The organism is Filimonas lacunae (genome assembly GCF_002355595.1).
Taxonomy (GTDB): Bacteria; Bacteroidota; Bacteroidia; order Chitinophagales; family Chitinophagaceae; genus Filimonas; species Filimonas lacunae.
On sequence record NZ_AP017422.1, the window covers coordinates 1,600,480 to 1,622,832 of the forward strand.

General features: G+C 44.9%; 17 protein-coding genes. 6 read left to right on the forward strand and 11 right to left on the reverse strand.

What is annotated here, in order from left to right:
• Nucleotides 1–14: 14 nt before the first annotated feature.
• The 8 genes from FLA_RS06450 to FLA_RS06485 all read right to left on the reverse strand — a co-directional run bounded on the left by FLA_RS06450 (nucleotide 15) and on the right by FLA_RS06485 (nucleotide 12,859).
• Entirely contained in the window at nucleotides 15–800 is a 786-nt protein-coding gene (locus tag FLA_RS06450) for an SDR family oxidoreductase (RefSeq protein WP_076380069.1), read from the reverse strand.
• Nucleotides 801–896: 96 nt separating this feature from the next.
• Nucleotides 897–1,475, reverse strand: a complete 579-nt coding sequence (locus FLA_RS06455) for a TetR/AcrR family transcriptional regulator (protein ID WP_076380068.1) — start codon at nucleotides 1,473–1,475, stop codon at nucleotides 897–899.
• 127 nt (nucleotides 1,476–1,602) lie between these two features.
• Complete coding sequence (locus FLA_RS06460; RefSeq protein WP_076380067.1) at nucleotides 1,603–4,146, reverse strand: polynucleotide kinase-phosphatase; 2,544 nt, start codon at nucleotides 4,144–4,146, stop codon at nucleotides 1,603–1,605.
• Between the two features lie 2 nt (nucleotides 4,147–4,148).
• The gene (locus FLA_RS06465) at nucleotides 4,149–5,546 is read right to left on the reverse strand and encodes a 3' terminal RNA ribose 2'-O-methyltransferase Hen1 (protein WP_076380066.1); all 1,398 of its coding nucleotides are present in this window, start codon (nucleotides 5,544–5,546) and stop codon (nucleotides 4,149–4,151) included.
• 104 nt (nucleotides 5,547–5,650) lie between these two features.
• On the reverse strand, nucleotides 5,651–8,479 hold the full coding sequence (locus tag FLA_RS06470; protein ID WP_076380065.1) for an outer membrane beta-barrel protein: 2,829 nt from the start codon (nucleotides 8,477–8,479) through the stop codon (nucleotides 5,651–5,653).
• 178 nt (nucleotides 8,480–8,657) lie between these two features.
• Complete coding sequence (locus FLA_RS06475) at nucleotides 8,658–9,452, reverse strand: MBL fold metallo-hydrolase (RefSeq protein ID WP_197705864.1); 795 nt, start codon at nucleotides 9,450–9,452, stop codon at nucleotides 8,658–8,660.
• A 784-nt stretch (nucleotides 9,453–10,236) separates the two neighbouring features.
• On the reverse strand, nucleotides 10,237–10,878 hold the full coding sequence (locus FLA_RS06480) for a response regulator transcription factor (protein WP_076380064.1): 642 nt from the start codon (nucleotides 10,876–10,878) through the stop codon (nucleotides 10,237–10,239).
• The gene (locus FLA_RS06485; RefSeq protein WP_159445126.1) at nucleotides 10,865–12,859 is read right to left on the reverse strand and encodes a sensor histidine kinase; all 1,995 of its coding nucleotides are present in this window, start codon (nucleotides 12,857–12,859) and stop codon (nucleotides 10,865–10,867) included. The genes FLA_RS06480 and FLA_RS06485 overlap by 14 nt, the downstream gene beginning before the upstream one ends.
• A 90-nt stretch (nucleotides 12,860–12,949) precedes the next feature.
• Between FLA_RS06485 and FLA_RS31375 the strand changes: the two genes are divergently transcribed.
• The 3 genes from FLA_RS31375 to FLA_RS06495 all read left to right on the forward strand — a co-directional run bounded on the left by FLA_RS31375 (nucleotide 12,950) and on the right by FLA_RS06495 (nucleotide 14,624).
• Nucleotides 12,950–13,102, forward strand: coding sequence for a hypothetical protein (locus FLA_RS31375; RefSeq protein WP_159445125.1), 153 nt, complete (start codon nucleotides 12,950–12,952; stop codon nucleotides 13,100–13,102).
• 352 nt (nucleotides 13,103–13,454) lie between these two features.
• On the forward strand, nucleotides 13,455–13,871 hold the full coding sequence (locus FLA_RS06490; RefSeq protein WP_144264066.1) for a hypothetical protein: 417 nt from the start codon (nucleotides 13,455–13,457) through the stop codon (nucleotides 13,869–13,871).
• 114 nt (nucleotides 13,872–13,985) lie between these two features.
• Nucleotides 13,986–14,624, forward strand: a complete 639-nt coding sequence (locus FLA_RS06495) for a peptidase associated/transthyretin-like domain-containing protein (protein ID WP_197705865.1) — start codon at nucleotides 13,986–13,988, stop codon at nucleotides 14,622–14,624.
• A gap of 79 nt (nucleotides 14,625–14,703) precedes the next feature.
• Here the strand turns inward: FLA_RS06495 and FLA_RS06500 are convergent, their stop codons facing one another.
• A complete protein-coding gene (locus tag FLA_RS06500) occupies nucleotides 14,704–15,747 on the reverse strand; it encodes a tetratricopeptide repeat protein (protein WP_096510802.1) in 1,044 nt (347 codons plus the stop codon).
• Nucleotides 15,748–15,855: 108 nt separating this feature from the next.
• The gene (locus FLA_RS06505; protein ID WP_076380061.1) at nucleotides 15,856–16,602 is read right to left on the reverse strand and encodes a type 1 glutamine amidotransferase domain-containing protein; all 747 of its coding nucleotides are present in this window, start codon (nucleotides 16,600–16,602) and stop codon (nucleotides 15,856–15,858) included.
• A gap of 116 nt (nucleotides 16,603–16,718) precedes the next feature.
• Between FLA_RS06505 and FLA_RS06510 the strand changes: the two genes are divergently transcribed.
• Nucleotides 16,719–17,282, forward strand: a complete 564-nt coding sequence (locus FLA_RS06510) for a Crp/Fnr family transcriptional regulator (RefSeq protein ID WP_076380060.1) — start codon at nucleotides 16,719–16,721, stop codon at nucleotides 17,280–17,282.
• 78 nt (nucleotides 17,283–17,360) lie between these two features.
• On the opposite strand, the gene FLA_RS06515 is transcribed toward FLA_RS06510, so the two are convergent.
• The gene (locus FLA_RS06515) at nucleotides 17,361–19,757 is read right to left on the reverse strand and encodes a TonB-dependent receptor (protein ID WP_076380059.1); all 2,397 of its coding nucleotides are present in this window, start codon (nucleotides 19,755–19,757) and stop codon (nucleotides 17,361–17,363) included.
• Nucleotides 19,758–20,133: 376 nt separating this feature from the next.
• On the opposite strand from FLA_RS06515, the gene FLA_RS06520 reads away from it, so the two are divergent.
• A complete protein-coding gene (locus tag FLA_RS06520; protein WP_076380058.1) occupies nucleotides 20,134–21,105 on the forward strand; it encodes a helix-turn-helix transcriptional regulator in 972 nt (323 codons plus the stop codon).
• A gap of 117 nt (nucleotides 21,106–21,222) precedes the next feature.
• On the forward strand, nucleotides 21,223–22,350 hold the full coding sequence (locus tag FLA_RS06525) for a Fe(II)-2OG oxygenase family protein (protein ID WP_076380057.1): 1,128 nt from the start codon (nucleotides 21,223–21,225) through the stop codon (nucleotides 22,348–22,350).
• Nucleotides 22,351–22,353: the final 3 nt, after the last annotated feature.

Below are 22,353 nucleotides of genomic sequence, written 5' to 3' on the forward strand. Positions count from 1 at the left end.
TGTTTCGTCAATGCTTATACTACAGGAAGCGTACCGCCATCAATAGCATAGCTGGTACCGGTAAGATAAGCTGCTGCCGGTGAAACCAGGAAGTGTACCAGTGATGCTACTTCTTCCGGTGCTGCCATTCTGCCCATAGGTATGCCACCCACCTGGTTAAGCAGTTGCTGATAACCTTCTTCCAGGGATATGCCCGAAGCGGTAGCAAAGTCCTGGATAAACTTTTCCATAGGTGGAGTTTTGGTTGCTCCCGGCGCTACCGTTAATACCCGCACGCCTTTGCTGGCAGTTTCTGTTGCTAATGCTTTACTGTAGCTGTTTAACGCTGCTTTGGATACCGCATAGGCCATGTTCAGATTCCATAAAGGTAGCTTTCCTGCTACGGAAGAGATATGGATGATAACGCCGCTTTTTTGTTCCAGCATTTTAGGTAACAGTGTCCTGTCTAAACGGGTGGCTGCTATTAAATTCAGCTGCAACTCATTCTCCCAATGTTCGTCGGTTAAAGTGCTGAAACCGCCGCCCGGCGCGGTAAGGCCACCTACATTGTTGATGAGAATATCAATGCCGTCAAACTTTGTATTGATTTCATTGACAAGTTGAGCTACATCAGCGGCTTGTGTTAAGTCAGCCGCAATGAAATGATGGGCTGTATTGCCTTCTCCCGGATGATTTCTTGCTGTAACAATCACTTGTGCGCCTGCCTGTGCCAACTCGTCGGCAATTGCTTTTCCAATGCCTTTAGTACCGCCTGTTACCAATGCTCTTTTGCCCTGAAGGCTTGTGTTAAAAGTTTGCATGTTGTGTGTTTTATTTTGAATTGTTTGTTTCAGAATTGTAGCTGGTTGTATGTAATGGTATTTTGAAATGTATGTTTCAGAATGAGTGAAATTTTTTTACTTAGTGAGTTGCTTAATGAAGTACTGCGCCATCTTCTTTATTTTGGCGGGATCTCTATGCAGGATAAACGATTCGTTCCATCCTATCCAGGTGCTGTTGAAGTAATCAGCCAGCAGTTTAGGATCTTCGTCTGATGCTATTTCGCCCTGGTCCATCGCTGCTTTAATCAGCTTGTATAAAAACTGGTAGGAGTAGTCGTTGTCTGCTTTGAGTATGTCTTTTATCCGCTCGTCGTTGGGGCCAACTTCAAAAGCGGCTTTAATAGCCATGCAGCTTTCTTCTCCGTTAATGATCACTTTAACGGCATCGTTGATGTAATTGATTAATATACTTAATGGAGAAGAGGTGGCTGTTAGCCGTTGCTGAAAGTCTTTTTTACGGATATCGGTGTAATACTGTACGCACCTTACAAATAGTTCCTGTTTATCTCCAATAGTATTATAAAGGCTACTGCTATTGATTTTCATGGCATCGGTAAGGTCGCGTAGCGAAGAGCCATTATAGCCCTTCTTCCAAAAAACTTCCATTGCTTTCTGGATGGCTCCTTCTTCATCAAACTCAACATTCCTTGCCATGATTTCTTATTCTGATGCAAACATAGTTTAATTCTGAAACAAATGATTCAGATAGTGGTGCCTTTTTTATTTGGCCTCTAAAAACCAGCAGGCGCTTCACGAATGAAACGCCTGCTAAATGGGTGATTTACAACCGTGGATCAACTGGTTCGCTTTCCAGTGCCAGCACGCCTGTTACGCATTGGTGTATTTTTCGCAACGGATGCCGGGCCACAAAGCTTTCTATGGCTTCCACACCTAAAGCAAATTCGCGCAGGGCCATGGAACGTTTAGCTTGCAGGCCACGTTTTTTCAGCCTTTTCAGGTTATCGGCACGGGTGTATTCGGCGCCATAAATAATGCGCAGGTATTCTGTACCTCTTATTTTAACGGCAGGCTGTATCAATCCCCTTTTACCTTGTACTATGTAGTCCATCGGTTTAACCACCATGCCTTCACCGCCTGCTGCGGTAAGTTGCAGCCACCATGCAGTAGCTGCTTCCCGCTCAGCAGCGTTTTCCAGTGTTATTACGGTATAGTTGGTAGCTATCATGGGGTTGCCTTCTCCTCCGCAGAATTTTGCTATCTCCTGCATATGCCACTCATGCGTTTTGTCAAAATAAGTGCGGCCTTCTGTTGCCAGTATATGAAACGGTGCCAGTTTGTAATCGTTCAGCGATTTCACTTCCCAGCAATAGCGGCCATAAGCAGCGGTAAACTGCTTGCTCAGGGTGGCCCGTTCAGTGTACTGGTTCAGTAATGATAGTATATCAGGGTTGTTGCCTGCCTGTTGTAAGGCGGATACCGCCTGCTGTAATCCATTACGCGCTGCTGCTCCCGTAGCAGCATACTGTTGTTGTAGCAATGCCTGGGCCTTGGCGCTCCAGGGCATTAGCTCCGTATCCAGGCATACCCAGTCTGTATCAAACTTGGTCCAGAAATCCCTTTCTGTCAGCACTGTCTGCACCATTTGCAGAAAAGCCTGTTCTGTGGCTTTGTCTGTAAAAAATGCCCGGCCGGTACGTGTGTAGCAAATGCCTATGCTGTTATCAGTGATGCCAAACCGTTCTTTTACTACATCCTTGTTTTTGCATATTATCACTACTGCTCTTGAACCCATATGTTTTTCTTCACAAATCACCTGGGTTACTCCGTTGTTCTGGTAATACTGCCAGGCTTCTTCGGGGTGTTCCAGATAATCCGGCAGGTTGCTGGTTTCGGAAGGTGACATAGTGGGTGGCAGGTAGATAAGCCATTGCGGGTTCACCGCATACCGACTCATTACTTCCAGTGCTGCCGCAGAATGTCCTTCGCGAATAGTAACGCCTTGTAACAACCGGGTATGTATCTGTTGTTTACCTATGATGTCTGCTATATCCGGCAAGGCATCATGCAACTGTTGCAGGCTTATGGCTTCCGGTGTTAATTGCAGTGGGCGTGTGGGTGTAACATAAGTTTGTAAGGCATTCACACTTACCAGTTCCCGCTCAGGATAACGCAGAGCTGTAAGCTTGCCGCCGAATACACAGCCAGTATCTATATCTATAGTATTGTTCAGCCATTCCGCTTTTACCACAGGAGTGTGCCCATATACTACGGTAGCTTGGCCACGGTATTCAAGGGCCCAGTTAAAGCGCACGGGTAAACCAAACTCGTCGGTTTCGCCTGTGGTTTCTCCATACAGGCAAAAGTCTCTTACCGGGGCTGCGCCACGGCCCTGCATATTTTCTTTTAACCCGGCATGCGCTACCACCAGTTTGCCGCCATCTAACACATAGTGGCTTATCAAACCATCCAGAAACGCAGCCAGTTTTTGTTTAAATTCCTCTGTTTCTGTAGCCAGTTGGGAAGTTGTGGCTTCGAGTCCGTGAGTTAACTGCACGTTCTTGCCCTGTAACCATTTCAACAGTTTTATATCATGGTTGCCCGGCACGCACAAAGCAGCTCCGTCCTGCACCGCCTGCATTACCAGCTTCAGCACAGCAGGAGAGTTGGGCCCCCTGTCAACCAGGTCACCTATAAACACCAGCTTTCTATTGTTGTGTACGCTTACTTTGTATGCATCTTTATCTACGGAATACCCAAGGGTAACCAGCAAGCTGCATAATTCATCGTAACAGCCATGTACATCACCTATAATATCAAATGGACCTGTTTCGCTGGTTTTATTCGTCCATAACGCCACACGTTCTAGGGCAGTAATGGCGGCTACCTGTTCCGGCGTATTCCATTCATAAACTTTTTTAAATCCTTCCAGTCGCAGTTTACCTAGTCCTCTTCTTAACTGGTTCACATGCCCGATAATGGCGTGTGGGGGTATCTGTCTGTCGGTGCGCAGCTTGTTTCTTTCCAGGCAAACCCTGTCACGCATGTTCAATACCAGCGCAACGGGCATTACATAATATTCCCGGGCCAGTTGCACCAGTCGTTTACGGTCTTCCGGCCTTACATTGGTGGCATCTACTACGGTAAGCAATCCCCGCTTTAAGCGTTTACCCACTATGTAATACAGGAGGTCGAAGGCATCGGCCGAGGCTTCCATGCTGTTTTCATCATTACTTACCATAGCACGGCAGGCATCACTGCTTACCACCTCGGAAGGCTGAAACCATTGGCGGGCAAAGCTGCTTTTGCCGGAGCTGGAAGCGCCTGCCAGTATTACTAAGGCTAATTCAGGTATTTGTATAGTCATGATCAGGCTTCTAAGGGTTGTTTGGTAAATACTGCCATCTGCGAAGGCGCACCGGCCTGTTCTGTTTCTTCTCCCAGCGCATGCAGGGTGTAGTGATAAGCATAAGCGTCACACACCTGTGTACACCAATGGGTAAACTCTGCTCTTGTCCACTCAAAACGGTGGTCGCTGTGCCGCATTTTAGTAGTGTCTTCTGTAAACGTACTGTTCCAGTCTTTATTGGGAGTGGTAATCAGTACAGTAGCAGGAGCCATTACGCCAAACAGGTTTTGCATCAACGCCGGTAAACGGTCTGGTTCCAGGTGTTCAATCACTTCTACCAGTGCGGCAGCGTCGTAACCATCTAATCGCCTGTCGCGATAAATCACCGACCCTTGCAGTAGCTGCATACGGTTCCTTTGCTTTTCCGGCAGCTTATCCAGTTTCAGTTTATCCGCTGCAATTTCCAGGCTGCGCACCGATACATCCACACCCGCAATGCGGGTAAACTGCTGCTGTTTCAGTAATAGCTTTAACAGCTTGCCTTCGCCACAGCCCATATCTGCCACACTGGTAGCGCCTGATTGCAGTAAGGTGTCGCACACGGTTTGTAAACGCACATCGTGCAAGCGTATTTTGGGTGTTTCCCGGGGCTCTGTTTCTGTTCCTGGCGCGGGTTGCTCTTCGTTCATCAACTGATCCAGCGCGCCCTGCATCAGGGATGTCTGGTGTTTCAGGTAACGGCGCACAATCAGGTCTTTTTCCGGGTGTGTTTCCAGCCAGCCTTTTCCTTTGTCCAGCAACTTCTGCACTTCTTCCTCACTCACCCAGTAATGTTTGTCATTATCCAGCACAGGAATGAGTACATACAAATGAGTAAGCAAAGCCTGTAAGGTGATGGTATTGGACAGTGTAATGGTAAAATAGCGGCTATCGCCCCATTCCGGAAACTGTGCATCCAGTATATGCTGTTCTGCGTGTAAGGTATAGCCCAGGGGTAAAAACAGTTTTTCCAGCAATTGCCTGCCACCTCTTACCGGCACCACTGCCACGGTAGCAGTGAAAGGCATAGGCACGGGTACCAGTTCGGGCTTGTCTTTACATTTACCATTCAGGGCCGTGCTAAAGGCGCGTGCAATAGCAGTGCTCATAAGGGAAGAAGAGGTGTAGGGGCGGTCATTTACATATTGTTCCAGGGCAAACGCATCGCCCCGGTTACCCGGGTTATCACCACGCACCAACGCCACGGGATCAATATCCAGCAGCAGCGCGCAAGTGCAGCACTCATCAGTAGCGGCAGGGTAAAAAATATGTGCCACCCCGTTTTTAATCTCTGTTTGCTGCACTTTAGCCGGATGCTTGTGCAGCATATAGCTTAAATCGGTAGCAGGGTAACGGGTGGTTGATACGGTTAATAACATACTGGCCTTGTCAATTTTTACAAAGATGCGGGCAGATGTGTGCAGTGTATTTGCGTAGTAAACAAAGCAGGCGTTTCACTGAAACGCCTGCTGCTGTAGTTATCTTAAAAACCTCTTCCTCCGCCGCCACCGCCGCGGAATCCGCCACCACCTCTTCTGCCACCGCCACCATCGCCATCAGGGCCGGGGCCAAACATTCCAGGCATGCGTTTTTGTTTGGCGCCTGCAAAATTGTTGAGGTTGTAGGTGAAGGTAAGCATCACGTAACGCGTTAATAAGTTGGTTTGACTGTTGGTGATTTGGGTAATAGAAGCGTTGGTTTGTACCGTTTGGTTTTGATCGAACAGGTCAAACACACTCAGGCGTATTTCGCCGTCTTTCTTCTTGAATATCTGTTTGGCTATGGAAGGGCTGAAAATAGGAACACTGGTATTGTAGCCGCCCCTGTTACCGCCGTAATAAGTATAGTCGAAATTGAAGGCTACCAGCCAGCCGCTTTTGGTGTAGGCGGTAAGCTCGGTTGAAAATGCCTGTGTAAAGTAACGTACGCTGTTACCGGCACTGCTGCTGATATAATACGTGAAAGGTGCGTTGAAGTTAATGTCCAGGTTTTCTTTCAGGTTCGTGGTCCACGAAGGTGTTTCGCCTATAGAAGTGGTGCGGGTATAACGGGAAGCATTGTTCAGCAACGACTGGCTTTGCGAGTAGTTGAAGTTGGTAACAAAGTTCAGGTTAGATTTAGGTTTCTTTAACGTGAACCCATAGTTTAAATAACCGCTGATGCTATAGGTGCCGCCCAGGTTTACATAAGTGCTGGTGCGTCCACCGGTAGCATTGTTCACTACCACTGAGTTTTGAATGTCGTTAACGGTGGTGCTGGCATTAATAGTAGCAAAAATCACCCTTTGTGTAACCGGGTCAAAGTTGTTATACATAAACCGCACGTTATGGGTAAACTGTGGTTTTAACGCCGGGTTACCTATCTGGAAGTTTAAACTGTCGCTGGTGGTGGTAAGGGGTTGCAATTGTGTAGCAGAGGGGTTACCGGTTCGGCCATTATAGAAAATCTTGAGCGAGTTGCTTCTGGTAAAATTATACTGGAAATTGGCCTGCGGGGTAAAGTTTACAAACTTTTGCGATACTTCAATATGCTTGGTGGTATTGGTATTGTCAAAGCTCATGAATTGTAAGCCCGAACCAAAGCTGGCATTCCATTTCGTGTTTTGAATGCGATAGTTTAAGGTAAACCTGTTAGAGTGGGATGCAAACTCGTAAGAGTTACTGAACAAGCTATCATAACGGGTAAAGCCCTTACTGGTATTGTCGTACTCGTAAGTGTTGTTTATGTTCTTATTATAATTATAAGCAAAGTTATAGTTCAACTCCAGTATCATGTTTTTAGCAATAGGCTCGGTATACGATATCGTTGGGCTAAAGCTGTAAGAATGGAATGAATCGGTATAATACTGGTTCAGAGTATCAATAAGGCCTTGTCTGTATTTGCTGTTGATGGCATAGTAATTACCATAGCCGTTGTTAGCGGCAGCGCTGCCATTCAAGTCCAGGGAAAGGGTTCTGGCCTTTTTCTTAAACTTGTGTCTGAGCTGTAACGATATATTGTTGAAGCTGTAGCCAGTGTTATAACCATTGCTTCTGGAAACAGACTGGTTTACGGTATCTCCTTTGTAATCGGTAGTTACACTATGTGAAGTGCTGTTAGGCGTAGTGGTTTGAAAAGAGCCATTGGGACGAAACACCAGCGAGTTGCTGCTGTCGAACTGTGTTTCCAGGTTAAAAGCAATCCGGTGGTTACGGTTGTTTTGTATGCTGGACGAACCCCTGTCGCCATTAAACAGCGTGGTATCTGCGTTAGAAATGTTTTTGGTAACGCTTTGCTGTTGTGTGCTAACATGCTGGCTATTATAGAAGTACGATCCGGATGCTTCCGTTTTACCCCAGGTATCGCGGTAATTACCGCCGCCGGCCCATACCGTGGTAATGCCGGGACTGCTGGTAGTGCTACCACCGCCGTTGCCACCGCCACGTCTGCTGCCACCTTGTGAACCCAGCACGTCCTGGATGGTAAAGTTTTGTTTGTTGATGTCGTTGCCCTGACCCAGTATGGATATCTGGCGGTCGCCATCAAAACGGTGCAGGTTTACACTCAGATCGTAATTTTCGTTGGTGCCTGCACCAGCTACCATCTTGCCAAAATAACCTTTGCGTTTATCTTTTTTGGTAGTGATGTTGATGGTTTTTACACGGTTACCATCGTCAAAGCCGGTGAACTTGCTTTGATCGCTCTGATCGTCAAATACCTGTATTTTATCAATTACATCTGGTGGCAGGTTGCGGGTAGCCATTTTAGGGTCATCACCAAAAAAGCGCTTGCCATCTACCAATATTCTTTTTACGGTTTCGCCCTGTGCGGTTACGTTACCAGCCTGATCTACCTGTACGCCAGGAAGTTTTTTCAGCAGGTCTTCGGCCACCGCGTTGGGCTTGGTTTTAAACATAGATGCGTTGTACTCTACCGTATCTTTTTTTACAATGATAGGGGAGGCCTGCACTACCACGTTACCCAGGTTATTGAAATCGGGCTTGAGGTAAAGAGTGCCTGCATCAAATGTGGTTTTTGTGTCGTTGATGGTAAAGGAAGTAAAGCTGCTGACATAGCTCTGGAAGCTTACACGTAGCAGATAGGTGCCCCAGGGTAAATTCTGTATGCGAAAGGTGCCATCGGCTGCACTCAATTCCTCTACCACTACAGTAGAGTCGGTTTTGTGTAAAACACTCACAGTGGCTTCTTTGAGTGTTTGCATCAGCACTGTGTCTTTCAGGCTGCCCTTCACACTGCCGTTTCCGGGTGTTTGGGCAAAGGGGTATGAAAAGCAAACTGTCGTTAATAGTAACGCGGCAATGCGTTTGATCATAATAGTTAATTAAGTTGTACCGGGTATAAGTTCTGCGTTTGACTGACAAAGTTATGACCGGTTTAAAGAAAGGTACGAGGGCTGTCGTACTGATGCTGCAAATCAGGCGGATTATACTGCGAAATGCGAATAAAAAACGGTGAAACAGGGAAAAATGTTTCGGCCTTACGCAGAAATATCAGCTGATTTGAATGGTTTTGCCGTCAACGGGGATAGATACTTTTTGCAGCAACCCCTCCGTGGTAAGAAAGGATGCCAGTTCTTTACGGGTAAGCCAGCAGTGGTTTAAGGCTTCCATGTGTACGGCAATAACACGGGTGTGCGGGGAGTGTTCCAGTACCTTTTGCACATCTTCGGCTGTCATAATAATAGGGCCGCCGGTAGTAAAGGCGGCACCGCCGCTATTCAATATCGTGGTTTGTGGCTTATAGGTTTGCAGGGCGTCTGCTACTTCATCACACCAGATAGTGTCGCCTGCAATATATAGTGTGCAGTGTTGGTGTTGAATAACAAAGCCCGATACCGGCCCCATTACTTTACCTATTTCGCTGGTGCCATGTTGGCCGCCGGTTCTGTAAAGGGTAAACTGGTTCCATTCCAGGGATGTTTCAATAGCGGTGACTTGTGAAAAGCCCTGGTCTTTTATTTTTTGCACATCAGCTGGCTGGCAAAAGATCTGTTTTTGTTTATCCAAACGTTTCTGGGCTGCCACATCCCAATGGTCGCGGTGAGTGTGGGTGATCAGCACGGCATCCACTTCCTGTAACAGGTGGTCCAGTTCTGTATCGCTCAGAGGGAGGTTGGTGGTGGGAATACGAATATCGTTGCCGGCATTGGGCACGGGGTCCATCGCGCCTTTGGCAGACAACATGGGATCTACCAGTAAGGTAGTGTTACCTATCCGTATCACAATCGTTGCATTGCGCAGCAGTTGTATGCTGCAGGCTACCTTACCTGTGCTGATCACATTCACTGTTTCCTGTAAGTTACAGAATCCGCGAGGGATTTAATAGCCCTGGCCGGGATTTTTGCAGGCAGTAACTGTTATTTCATGGTGGTAAGGTTGCCCAGCTGATTTTTGAAATACTGCGAATAGTCTGCCGCTTCCTGTGCCCCCAGGTGCAGCCCGTCTGTTCGTGCGTTTGACAATCACATGTAATCCATCATACACCGACATGTCGGGAAGTGCAACCGGGCTGACAGAAAAGAGGGGAGGGCTGACGAATAAAAATGTATTTCTGCAATAGCTGCTGTCCGTGTTTACGGGTTTGTTAACAGATTAGACAGACGGCAAAAAAGCACTTACGGAAAAAATATTCGTGCTGACGGAGGTTCCGTTCGAACGAACGGAACCTCCGTATGGCCATACAGAAAAAGTATTCGTAAGAACCGGGTGTATGTACGACCAAACGGGACTTCAGTACGTGCAAACCCTTTTGTTGTACGCTCCAACGGAATTTCGGTATGTGCGTACAGGGAAGATGTTTGCGCAAACGGAGTGTATGCGCGGCCAGACCAAAGACGTGTACGGCCAAGCAGAATGTCTGTCCGTACGAACGGAAATTCTGTTTGCTCATACATATGCTTCGTCCGTTCGAACGGAATCTCCGTCAGCACGAATATTTTTCCCGTAAGTGGCTCCGGTTTTCTGAATAGACTCAATAGAACCCAAAAAGGCAGAATAGTTGTCGGTACGCTCTTTTTTAAAGAGCGTTGGAAGGGGAGTGAACGGCTGTATATCAATGTGGCGTGCCTGATTATAGCAATTGATGCTGTACGGCTTCTGTAATTAAAGCAGCGGCGTTTTTTACCGCAAATTTTTGCATCAGGTTTCTGCGGTGGGTTTCTATGGTAAGTATGCTCAGAGATAGCTGGTTGGCTATTTCGGGGTTGGTTTTGCCTTCCGCTATCAATTGCAGTATCTGCTTTTCTCTTTTGGTTAAAGGAGGAATGGTTTTGAGTGCACTGGTGTTGGGCCGGGCCATGATTTTTTTTACTTCGGTGCTAAAAGTTACCTGTCCGTCTAATGCTTCTTCTATGCATTTCAAAAACTCTTCGGAGGCCACATTTTTCAACAAATAACCACTGGCTCCGTTTTGCAGCATTTGCATAATCAACGGGCGCTCGCTGTGGTTGCTGAATGCCAGCACGCAGGTGGCAGGTGATAGCTGTTTAATTTTTTTGCAGAGTTCAGCGCCGTGAATATCGGGCAGGGTAATGTCCAGCAGCACTACCTGCACCGCATGGCCGGACAGGAATTGCAAAAAATCGTTGCCGGTGGTAAAAGTGCCGGCAATGCTAATATGCTTTTCTTTCCGGAAAAAGCTTTCCAATCCCTGCAATACTACGGGATGATCATCTACAATAGCCAGTGAAATAAGGGTGCTATCCTGCAACATTCAGTTCTATGTTTATAGTGGTGCCTTCATTAATGGCGGCTATAATTTCCATTTTACCCTGCAGGTATTCTACCCGCTTTTTAATATTGGTAAGTCCTATGCCTTTGGTGCGACCAATCAGGCTCATGTCAAAACCCTTGCCATTGTCTTCCGCGGTGATTAATAAGATGTTTTGGTTTTGTGAGCATTGTATTACAATATGGGTAGCGTGGGCGTGCTTCATTGCATTCGACAGCATTTCCTGCACAATACGGTATATGGTTACCTGTATGCCTTTGGGCAGTTGCGTACTCAGGCCAAAGGGCTGGAAAGAGATGCTGAGTTGATCGCTGGAAAGGGAATCGCATAAGTCGTATAAAGCAGCTGCCAGTCCATAGGAAAGCAAGGCTTCCGGCATCATATTATGTGCAATGCGGCGCAGTTCGGTAGAGGAATGGTCTATCTGTGAAATAATCTTATGCAGCTCGTTGTGGCTGGTGGCTGGCGATCCGGGTAAGGTGCTCAGGTTCAGTTTAATGCCTGCCAGCATGCCTCCTAATCCATCGTGTAAATCACGTGCTATCCGTTCCCGCTCATTCTCTTCGCCCTGTAATAAAGCCTGGCCTATCTGTATCTGTTTTTGTTGTTCGGCATCCCTGAGCTGTTGCAGGTAATTCAGCTCTTTTTGTTTTGCCAGTTTTTTATTGTTGCGATACAGGAGCATCGCAAAGCTGGCAATAGCCAGTAACAGTAAAGAAGCTATACCCAGTAACCAGTTCATTAAACGTTGGTTATGGGCAGATAGGGTGGCTTTGGTTTTGGCGGCATCCAGGGCAGCAATCTTCTTTTCGTCTTCGGCCTTATTGTATTTTATTTCCAGCTCCTGTATGTTCTTTTGCAGTTTGCTTTCGCTAAGGCTGTCGCTTAGTTTGCTGTATTGCTGGCTCCAGTTATAGGCTTCCCGCATATCGCCCAGGCTGGCGTTTACAGCAGCCAGGTGCTGGTATATCATTTTACGGTTATTTACCTCTTTGGTGAGCGTGCCTTCCTGCATCAGTTCCATCAGCAGCGCGCGCGCTGGTCCGTATTGCTTGGATTCCAGCAGTATGTTATACTTTCTAAACACCAGCATCTGTAACAGCTGTTGCTGGTTGAGTTGTTTGGCCATGGCAATGCCTTTGTTTAAGCTGGTCATAGCACTGTCAAACTCATTTACAGTGGTGTAGTATAATGCTTCGTTATAATAGTAGTTGGGAAGGTTTACAGATTGCGGATAGGGGGCCAGCAGCTTCCATGCCTTATCCAGACATACCCGGGCTTCCGAAGGCTTTTTGTTATAGATGTTATTGCTGGCAGCGGATAAGTAAGCAAACAATAAGCTGGATGAGCTAGGATGTTTGGTTTCCAGCAGCGTAATGGCTTTGTTGTTGTAGGTTTCTGCTTTATCAAAACGTGCATTGTTCATCAGCAGGGTGGCCAGTTGCGTATAAAAGTGGGCTATCTTTTCATCGTTGCCTGCTTTTTCTGCCAGCGGAATAGCTTTATTTAACCAGGTGTTTACCACAAAATCATCGCCTTTTTCGTTGCGCAGCATAATGCCATAGTTAAACCACGACATGGACTGATACAAGTATGCTTCCCGTGTGGTAAAGGCAGCCAGTGCCTGTTGCGCCTGTAAAAAAGCATCGGCAGCCTTAGCGGTGTTAGAAGCAAAGTACAACTGCCCCAGGTAAAAAGGATACAATGCTTTTACATAAGGGGACGAGCTGCTTAGCGCACGACCTGTTTCCAGAAAAGCAGCGCTTTTAGCTGTGTCTTTACCCCGCCAGTATTCACTGAGTTGAAAGTTAACCCTGGCCCTGGTGCTGTCGTTTACGGCGTGTTGCAGCACGTGGCCCAGGCTGTCGGAGTATGCGTTTTCATTTAGTGGCACGGATTGCTGTGCCTTGCCTGTGGTAGCTGTTGTTGCCAGCAACAGCAGTGATCCAAACAATAGCCTCATATGCACTAAAATAAGCATAAAAAAATAAAGTGGAGGATGGGCTGACTACATCATGTGTGCAGGCATGTTAAAATTTAGTAAGTTTGAAATATGCAGCAAGAAGAAGCAGACAAGAGTAAACAGGATACAAAACAGTTGACAGAACTGGAAGAATTTCTATTGTCAGCACCTACCTTTTCGGAAAAGCAACTTGCTGAAATAGAGAAAACCAGAGTGTACATTAATCAATGGCAAACAAAATAATACTGGTTGATGCTTCCATTATATTGATCAATCCTTCCCTTTGCCACTCTTAATAAAAAGCACTTCGAGCGTATTGAAAGCTTGGTTGTCATTGAGTAGCATTCATTTTATGCTGCCCTTGGTGACATGACTTCCATAATGTGGGAGTGAATCACATTATTACATATGTTAAAAAAATGGCAGGCTTTTTGTCTTCACTGGTAGGCTAAAATGAAATTTCTACCATCAATATGGTAGAAAAAAACGGTAGAATAATGGTATTGTGTAACGGCAGCCATGCCGGTACTTTTGCTAACATATAAGCAACCTGACACCCTGCCGCACGTTTTTGATTTTTAGTAAACCAATAAATATGATGACTATGAAGACTATCAGGGCTTGGGCCGTATTACCTATGCTTGCTATTGCCGTATTATCAGGCTGTTCCAAAAGTAATGATGACGTTGCTACTACAGATGGGGCATGTTTTGCGGATAAACTGGAACTGAGTAACCCCGTGGTAGAAGACTTACCAAGTTCGCATTCTGTAATTATCACTTATGATGTGAAGAATACTTCCAGTGAAGATTTTGATATTCAAAAAGGCCATAGGCCTGTTTATGTAAAGGTTTCTGCTACTACAACCAGTGATAAAGTGTATACAGAAGAAAATTTGCTTACTGTATCAAGTTTAAGCGCGGGTAGCACTACTTCTACTAAACTGCTGGTTGACTATGGAGCTGGCAACGCTTATAAAAGCTATAGCATAGATCAAAAAATTTGTAAATAATAAGGAAAGCAGGAGGCATTATTAGCGTACCAGGAACTGTAACAGTAGTTACAGTTCCTTTGTAGGTTTAATAACCACCGCTATATAATCATGAAACAATGAAACAATAGCAATATGAAACCCGGAATGAAACGTATAAAAAGAGTGATGCTGCCGTTGATGGTAGCATGTTGTATGCTGATGACAGCAGCACAGTTGAAAGCGCAATATGTGCAAAAAGAGAGGGATGATACTATTCGTTTATGGCCTAAAGGTACTTTTGATACCGTTGCTGCCAGGTACGCGCTGCAGGAGGGTAATGGTACTATTAAAGGAGTGGCGTTTACGCGCCCGAACAAAACTATTTATGGCAGAACCGGCAAGCGTATTTATGCCAATAAAATAAAAGTAGTGTTGTTTCCTGTAACGCCTTATTTACTGGAATACCTGGATTTAAGAAAAAAGCAGAATCCGAAGAAATTAAAGTTTGTGTACTTGTCGCCCGATGCCTATCGTTTCAGGCTGGAAGCTGTTACCAATAGCACCGGTGAGTTTACTTTTCCTAAAATGAAGCCGGGTAAATATTATATTCAGGGTGTGCTGGGCTGGTATTCCAGCGGATATTACGACCGGTATACAGGTAGCGGTTATAATGGTTATGGAACTACCAATTATTATTCCCGTGAATTATATACCACCGATCATTCCGATTTACTGGAGAAGTTTGTAGATGTAGATAATGATGGGCAGGTAGTGGAAGTGAAGCTGAAATAAAATAGTTGCTGTATAAACAAAGCCGCTTCAGTGTGAAGCGGCTTTGTTGTGTGCTGATGTAAGCAAGTGTGGCTGGTGCTTATTGGTTTTTAGGATCGCTTACAAAATCAATAAGCCGTTGTGGTATTTTTTGCTGCAAACCTCTTTCATTCATCAGCTTCATATAAATAGCGTATTGGTTGGCTGCTTCTTTCTTCATCCCCTTTTTTACATACACATCGCCCAGGTTAAAATAGGCTACTTCTCTTTTAGGAAATGTCTTTATCACCTTTGTTAAAAACACTTCGGCCGCAGGCAGGTTGTTGGCCTGCTCGAAAAAATAGCCGATCTCATTAGCATCTTTAACGGTTTTAGTGGTAATATCTTCTGTGATAAACTCGTCTGCATCTTCCGCAGAAAACAGGCGGTATAAATAGGGAAAGCTACTTTGAGGAAGTTTGTACAGGCTATCCAGCAGTGCCTTGTATTTATTCGATTTAAAGAAAAGGGATTGTTGAAAAGCCAGGTGAGCCGTATCAGTGTCGCCTATTGTCTCTGCATCATAATTGCTCATGTTTACACCGGAAGAGGGTTTGTATAAAGTATATGTGTTGGCGTCAGGCTCTGTGTCATGTGCGTAGCTGCTGGATAGGGTAACATCTAAAAGTGGCCAGCGGATACTGTTTTTAGTGTATAAAAAACGGTAATACTCTATGCGGTTAAAGGCGTGCGGTCCCCAGGATTGCTGCACTGTAATGGTGTCTTTATGTTCTTTTACTTCACAATAATGCAGGTTGTTACAACCTTCGCAAAACAAGGCGCGTGCATTAGCAAATTGCAGCCTGTATGTACCGGCTGTTTTTGCATAATAGGCAATGCCTTGTCTGATATGTCCATCGTCATAAGCGTCTCCATTAACAAAGTAAGAATGCTTGAAAGAAAGCGTATCGCTTTTTTTGTAAATGATGAAAATTCCGGTTTTATTCTGGGTTTCGGCGGCGCTTACAAAACGGGTAGTGTCTGTGTCAAATACTTTTGCCATTCTGACCTCATCAGTAAGATTGATAGAGAGTGGCAGTGATTGCTGTTGGGCAAGCACCGGTTGTATGCAAAAGGTCAATGCTAACAGGAAAAAGGGTTTCATGTTTTATAAGTTATCTGACACCTAAATTAAACAAAAGTGCTATATATACATACAAAAGCCAGCCGTTGCTATACGGCTGGCTTTTGTTGCTATGCTATTGGCGGATATTTATTTACCTGCTGCCAGGGCTGCCAGTATTTTTTCAGCTACCAGCTCAGCAGAAGCGGGGTTTTGACCGGTGATCAATAAACCGTCCTGTACCGCAAAAGGCTGCCAGTCGTTGCCTTTTTCATATTGTGCGCCATGCTCTTTCAGCATGTCTTCCAGTGAAAAGGGAGTCATGGCAATAGCGCCACCAGCTTTTTCTTCACTGTTGGTAAAACCGGCCACTTTTTTACCTTTTACCAGGTAGTCGCCATTGGCAGCTTTTACATTTTTCAATGCTGCGGGGGCATGACACACCAGGGCTACCGGTTTGTGTTGTGCTGCAAAGGTTTGTATCAGCGCAATGGAAGTCGCATTTTGTGGTAAATCCCACATAGGGCCGTGGCCACCGGGGTAGAAAATAGCATCATAATCTGCTGCTTTTACGCTTTTCAGTGCAATGGTATGTTTCAGTTGCTCCTGTGCGGCAGAATCGCCTAAGAATTTTTTAGCCGATGGCGTCAGAAAACTTTCCGAAGTGCTTCTGGGATCGATGGGGGCCTGGCCGCCTTTAGGAGAAGCGATAGTTACCTGTATGCCTTGTGCGGTTAATAAGTAATAAGGGGTGGTAAGCTCTTCCAGCCAGATGCCGGTTTTGCCTACGTTTTTTACCTCGCTGAAAGAGGTGACTACAAACAGTACTTTTTTAGGGGTGGTTTGACCAAATGCCTGTTGGGTAAGTAATGCCAGTAATACAACTAAATATTTCATAACCTGATTTTTCACAAAGCTAGATACTGCGTGCCAGCAGGGGAAGGAGGTGTGTCACAGATTTGGTGTGATGTACATCACAGATATGGGCTATTTTAGCAGCTAAATAAAGCAGTATGAGTAGCGGCCTCAGAAAGCAATTTGAGGAATTTATTGAGTTAACAAATGCGGAGTTTGATTATATCTTATCGCATTTTCAGGTGAAAAAGTTCAAAAAGCACGCTATCATCATTCAGCCGGGCGATGCGGTATACCTGGAATATTTTGTGGAAAAGGGATTACTCAAAACATTCACTATAGATAATGATGGCAAAGAATACATTTTGCAGTTTGCCATGGAAAACTGGTGGGTTTCTGATTACCAGGCTTATCAAACTGGTGAAAGGGCTATTTATACCATTCAATGTTTAGAGGATGTAGAGTTGTTGTGCCTGAGCCAGCAGGACAGGAATAAACTATATGAAGAGATGCCGAAGTTTGAACGTTTTGCCCGTTTAAAGGTTACTTCGGGCTTTTTGCATACACAAAAGCGGGTGATGGCCTTGCTGCAAAATGATACCTTATCACGTTATAAACAATTGCTGGAGCAATATCCTTCGTTGTTTCAACGGGTGCCTAAATCAATGATTGCAGCTTACCTGGGTGTGTCCAGGGAAACCTTAAGCAGGTTGCAGATATAATATCAACAATAACACATAAAAAGAGGGCGTCTTCTACAAAAATAGAAAACGCCCTCTTTTTATGTATTCAATTTGTTACTAAAACTTATACGCAATAGTAGCCAGGAAATTGGTAGTAGCCATTGGGTGTGAATAAAAGCCATCACTTACCCAGTATTTTTTATTGGCAATGTTGTTGGCTTTGAAACCTAAATGAAACTGTTGCACATTGTAAAATACAGTGGCGTCAATAACGGTGTAAGCGGGCATGGTAACGGTGTTAGCTGCATCTACATAAGCTTCTGCCGAATACATGGCACCGGCACCAAAGCCCAGACCTTTTAATCCACCATTCAATAAGGCATAGCTGGCCCAGAAGTTACCAACGTGCTTAGGAGTGCCAATGTTGCTTTTGCCTACATTAGAGGCTGCTTTTGTAATAGAATTCTCGTTAAAGCCATAGCCTGCTACAAAGTTAAAACCGGCAAAGGGGTTGCCTATTACTTCTGCTTCTACACCTTTGCTTTTGGCTTCGCCATCGTAAGCGTAAAAGCTTTTGCTATCCTGGGTAAATAAACGCATTGCGTTTTTAACACCAATATTGTAATAGCTGATAGTGGCGCTTAACTTGTTTTGTAACAGGTCCAGCTTTACACCGCCTTCCCACTGATTGCCATATTTAGGCTTGGCCGACACCACAGTGCCATCTGAATTAAGAGCAGGAGTTTGGGTATTAAAGCCGCTCATGTAGTTGGCAAATAAGGCCACCTTATCTTTTACCGGCTGGTACACAATACCTAATTTAGGAGAAAGTGCCGCCTGGTTATAGTTGGTATTAGGAGTAATCACCTGGGTTAACCAGTTGTAGGTGCCCTGGCTGTTAATTCTATCAGCGCGCAGGCTGGCCATTACCATTAATTGCTCGCTGATATTAAATACGTCTGAAATATAAGCAGCATAATATTTATAACGGGAAGTGGCATTGCTGGCCAAAGCGCTGTTTTGTGATAACCTGTCGTCCAGTTGTTCTTTTCTTATGCTGGGAATAGGCTGGTTGATATTTACCACATCCATTAACTCGCGGCGGTATTTATAGCTACGATATTGAGAGAGGTAATCTAATCCAATTACTACACGGTTACGGAATCGGCCAATATGGAAATCGCCGATAAAGTTTTGCTGAATTTCTGTTCTGTTTGTTTTATCAGGCGCAAACACGTCTACGTTTCTGGCAACGGTGCTGTCAGAAGTCCAGAACTGATAAAAATAATTCAGATCGTTATAACCACCAGAGCTGCTGCTAAAATTGGTTTGTGAAGTCCAGTGTTCAGACATTTTATATTCGGCCTGTACAATATAGCTTTTGGAGTATTGATTGCTTACAAAAGAGTTGTCTATTAAAGAGCGTTTGAAATCCAGTTTCAGTTGGTCCAGGGAAGTGGCTTTTACGCCGCTGGTGGTGGTCCAGGCAGTGTTGTTGGTGCCTTTAAACGTTTGAATGTCTGCATCAAAGTGAAAAGTCAGCTTATCGTTTACCAGGTAGGTAATAGAGGGAGATACCACCAGCGTAGAACCATAACCCTGATCCTGGAAATCGTTTTTGTTCTGCGCTGCCAGGTTAATACGGAATAACACTGTTTTATCGTCATTCAGTGGGGTATTAATATCCGCTGCCAGACGATTTAATTCAAAGCTGCCGGCAGTGTAGGATACTTCGCCGCCAAATTTCTGGTAAGGCTTTTTGGTTATATAGTTTACCAGGCCGCCAAATGCTACCATAGGGCCGCCGAATAAAGTAGAAGAAGGGCCTTTTACTGCTTCTACACGTTCTACCGAAGCCAGGTCAATACCAGTTTTCAGGTTGGTAGCCATGCCGTTTCTCAGGTTCTCGGTATTATAAAAGCCACGGGAAGCAAAAGCGGGCATTCCGCCACCTGTTTTTGCAGGAACGGCGCCAGGCACATTACGGAAAGATTCTTCCAGGGTGATAGCCATTTGTTCGCCAATAAGCTCTTTATCAATTACGCTGTACGATTGTGGATTTTCCAGGTAATTTAAAGGCAGACGCGAAGCGGTGCTGCTTTTTTTGCGGGCGGCTACGGAGTATTTGCTACCTATAATTACTACTTCATTTAAGTTTTGAGCGCTGATGGTCAGGGCGAAATCGGCTGTTGCCGTTTCGCCGGTTTTTACCTCCACGGTTTTGGTTTGTGGTTCCTGACCGGCAAAGCTTACGGCAATGTTATAGGTGCCCGCTTCCAGGTTTTCAATGCGGTAAACCCCATCTTTATTAACATGTATTGTTTTTTTATCATCCAGTATAATGGTGGCGAACTGTGCCGGCTGCCCATCATTGGTAACAACTTTACCGGTAATAACACCTCTTGTAGGAGGAGCAGCGTTTAATAACATGGGAACAAAGAAGAGTGCGAGTAAAATAAAGCTTTGCAACGCTCTTGTATAAAAGCGTTGGCGCTTAGAGGTAAACAGTTTCATAATGTTAATCTTGTATTCGGCGCGAAAGTATTAGAGGGATATTTTATCCATTTACGTAATCGGGAAAAAAGTTTGGGAAAAGTGGAATAAATAATATTTTCATTTTTGTTTAAACATTGGTTTTTAACTGGTTATAAACCCCTCATACCAATTACGGTAAAATGTATACCATATCAGGTGAATTCGGGAATACTATTAGAACCTTTTACTAATATCGAATGGCCATTTACTCGTTCTCAGTTGCCTTTATTATAAATAACCTGATAAAAAGGTTATATGTGTTTGTATAGCTAACTAACACTATCCCGTAATAAGAATTATAAACACCGTTTAGGGGCTTGAGGACATTCAAAAAACTTATGATAAAATAGATGTTATGTTTGGTGATTCGGATGTACGTGAATGCGGAAGAAGGGCTGCAGCAACAACAACAACAACGCGCAGGCCGGCAGGTAAAAGCAATGACTCTAATACGTTTTATGAACTGGCAACGCCCGATGGCATACATATCCGGTATTATAAAATTGTTGCTGCCGAACCAGGCAAGGTGATTATTGAAAACGCATTGCCAGGAATACAACTGAGTTATACCATACACGGTACAAAATGCTACCGTATACGGAATGGTATGCAGGAGCTGATCTGTTTAAAAAAGCAGGAATATAATTACCTGTTCCTGGCGCCTGAGCCCATTCATCTTACCTGGCAGGCAGGCGAACAAATAGAAATGTTTGAACTTACCATTAATCCTGATCTGATGTTGTATTATTTATCGGAAGATCATCCGTTATATGGCAGATTACAGCAAAGCCTGCAACAGAAAAAGTCAATGGTGATGAACGATACCAGTCAGCTTATTAAGGCTAAAAGCAATAGTATATTATACGACATATTGTATTGCCCGTTAGAGGGCAGGTACAAGCAGTTGTATATTAAAAGCAAGGTAGGGGAGTTGCTGGCCCTGGAACTGGGTGCCTATGAAAAGCAAATGAGCATAACAGGTAGCCATACCACCCGGCCATTGCGTTTGAAACAGCGGGATATTGAAAAAATGCACCTGGTAAAGGATATTATTTTATCCGATTTTACTAAAACCTATTCTTTGCTGGACCTGGCGCAACAGGTAGGTACCAACGATTCTTATTTAAAACGCCACTTTAAAGAAGTATTTGGCACTACGGTGTATGGGTTTATACAGGATGCTAAAATGGAAAACGCCCGTAAGCTGTTGCTGGAAGGACATAATGTGTCGGGTACTGCTTTTATGATGGGGTACAAACATGCAGTGCATTTTACCCGTGCCTTTAAAAAGTATTTCAGTATCAGCCCTAACCAGATTGCTAAATAGGGCAGGGGTAAAAATACCGGGAGTGGTAGGCTTTTCACCGTCAGGGGAGTTGAATAGTAATCAGCTTTGCAGTCGATAATAGCTGGATATATTTCAAACACCTCATCAATTGATCCCATGGAAAGTCTTCTTCTAACCTCGGTAAACGAACCGCAGTCAGTAAGCGATCTTATTACACAACCACCTTTAGCACCTGCCATCATCCAGATAACTGCTGATGAAAGGGAGGAAATTACCAGTATTGGTAAATATTTAAAAAGAAAGTATGGCAGTTATGAACGTGCAGACTATATAGCAGCCCTGCACATGAATGCCTTCCGGTTGTTGCCGGAACGCATTGTACGGTTGCTGAACAGGCTGGGTACCGATTTTTCGGCCCGTCAGTATGGGGCGGTGGTGTTAAAGGGGTTGATAGAAGTAGACCACGAAGCATTGGGTGCTACTCCCGCCAGCTGGCGCGAGATGGACAAGGAGCGTATAGTGGAATACGGTTTTATTTCATCATTACTGCATGGGGCAGTGCCTTCCAAGCCGGTGCAGTATTATGCACAACGCAAAGGCGGTGGTTTATTACATGCCATTATACCGGATGCCGGTATGGCCTGGTCGCAAACAGGATCGGGTTCTAAAACCGAACTGTTTGTACATACCGAAGACGCTTTTTTGTTTAACGCGGCCGACTTTTTAAGCTTTCTGTACCTGCGTAATGAAGAGCAGGTACCTTCTATGTTATATTCTATTCGCAGTCATCAGCAGGATGCTGCCGTATTACAGCCTTTGTTTGCGCCTATTTATACCTGTCCCAAAGATGCCAATTATGCCGGGCAGGAAGCCATAGGGGAAGGAATCACTACTTCTGTGTTGTATGGCAACAGTAAAGCGCCTTTTATACGTTTTGATGCGGCGGAGCAGATTTATAATACCGAAGCAGGGCAAAGTGCCGGTGCTATGGAACATTTAAAAGCTTTCTGGAAGGAAGCTCGCGAATTGATTTACTGTGATTTTATCCCGGAATCGGGCGACCTGATTTTTGTAAACAATCATCTGTGTGCACATGGCAGGAGTGCTTTTACTGCCGGTTTCAGAAATGAAGGCGGTAACATGGTACCCTGCGAAAGAAGAATGATGCTGCGTATGATGAGTAAAACCAGCCTGTTGCATATTCAGCAGGTGGCCCATCCCTATAATCCTTACCTGGTGATGGAAGAACATTACGGCAAGGTGTATACTTCTGTTCAAAATTAATCC

Bases quoted from the DNA above. Each gene is read 5' to 3' on its own strand.
- FLA_RS06510 (WP_076380060.1), top strand. From the start codon at position 16,719: ATGAGTAGCGGCCTCAGAAAGCAATTTGAGGAATTTATTGAGTTAACA.
- FLA_RS06490 (WP_144264066.1), top strand. From the start codon at position 13,455: ATGATGACTATGAAGACTATCAGGGCTTGGGCCGTATTACCTATGCTT.
- FLA_RS06520 (WP_076380058.1), top strand. From the start codon at position 20,134: ATGTTTGGTGATTCGGATGTACGTGAATGCGGAAGAAGGGCTGCAGCA.
- FLA_RS06465 (WP_076380066.1), bottom strand. From the start codon at position 5,546: ATGTTATTAACCGTATCAACCACCCGTTACCCTGCTACCGATTTAAGC.
- FLA_RS06515 (WP_076380059.1), bottom strand. From the start codon at position 19,757: ATGAAACTGTTTACCTCTAAGCGCCAACGCTTTTATACAAGAGCGTTG.
- FLA_RS06485 (WP_159445126.1), bottom strand. From the start codon at position 12,859: ATGAGGCTATTGTTTGGATCACTGCTGTTGCTGGCAACAACAGCTACC.
- FLA_RS06455 (WP_076380068.1), bottom strand. From the start codon at position 1,475: ATGGCAAGGAATGTTGAGTTTGATGAAGAAGGAGCCATCCAGAAAGCA.
- FLA_RS06480 (WP_076380064.1), bottom strand. From the start codon at position 10,878: ATGTTGCAGGATAGCACCCTTATTTCACTGGCTATTGTAGATGATCAT.
- FLA_RS06500 (WP_096510802.1), bottom strand. From the start codon at position 15,747: ATGAAACCCTTTTTCCTGTTAGCATTGACCTTTTGCATACAACCGGTG.
- FLA_RS06505 (WP_076380061.1), bottom strand. From the start codon at position 16,602: ATGAAATATTTAGTTGTATTACTGGCATTACTTACCCAACAGGCATTT.
- FLA_RS06460 (WP_076380067.1), bottom strand. From the start codon at position 4,146: ATGACTATACAAATACCTGAATTAGCCTTAGTAATACTGGCAGGCGCT.
- FLA_RS06525 (WP_076380057.1), top strand. From the start codon at position 21,223: ATGGAAAGTCTTCTTCTAACCTCGGTAAACGAACCGCAGTCAGTAAGC.
- FLA_RS06450 (WP_076380069.1), bottom strand. From the start codon at position 800: ATGCAAACTTTTAACACAAGCCTTCAGGGCAAAAGAGCATTGGTAACA.
- FLA_RS31375 (WP_159445125.1), top strand. From the start codon at position 12,950: ATGCAGCAAGAAGAAGCAGACAAGAGTAAACAGGATACAAAACAGTTG.
- FLA_RS06495 (WP_197705865.1), top strand. From the start codon at position 13,986: ATGAAACCCGGAATGAAACGTATAAAAAGAGTGATGCTGCCGTTGATG.
- FLA_RS06470 (WP_076380065.1), bottom strand. From the start codon at position 8,479: ATGATCAAACGCATTGCCGCGTTACTATTAACGACAGTTTGCTTTTCA.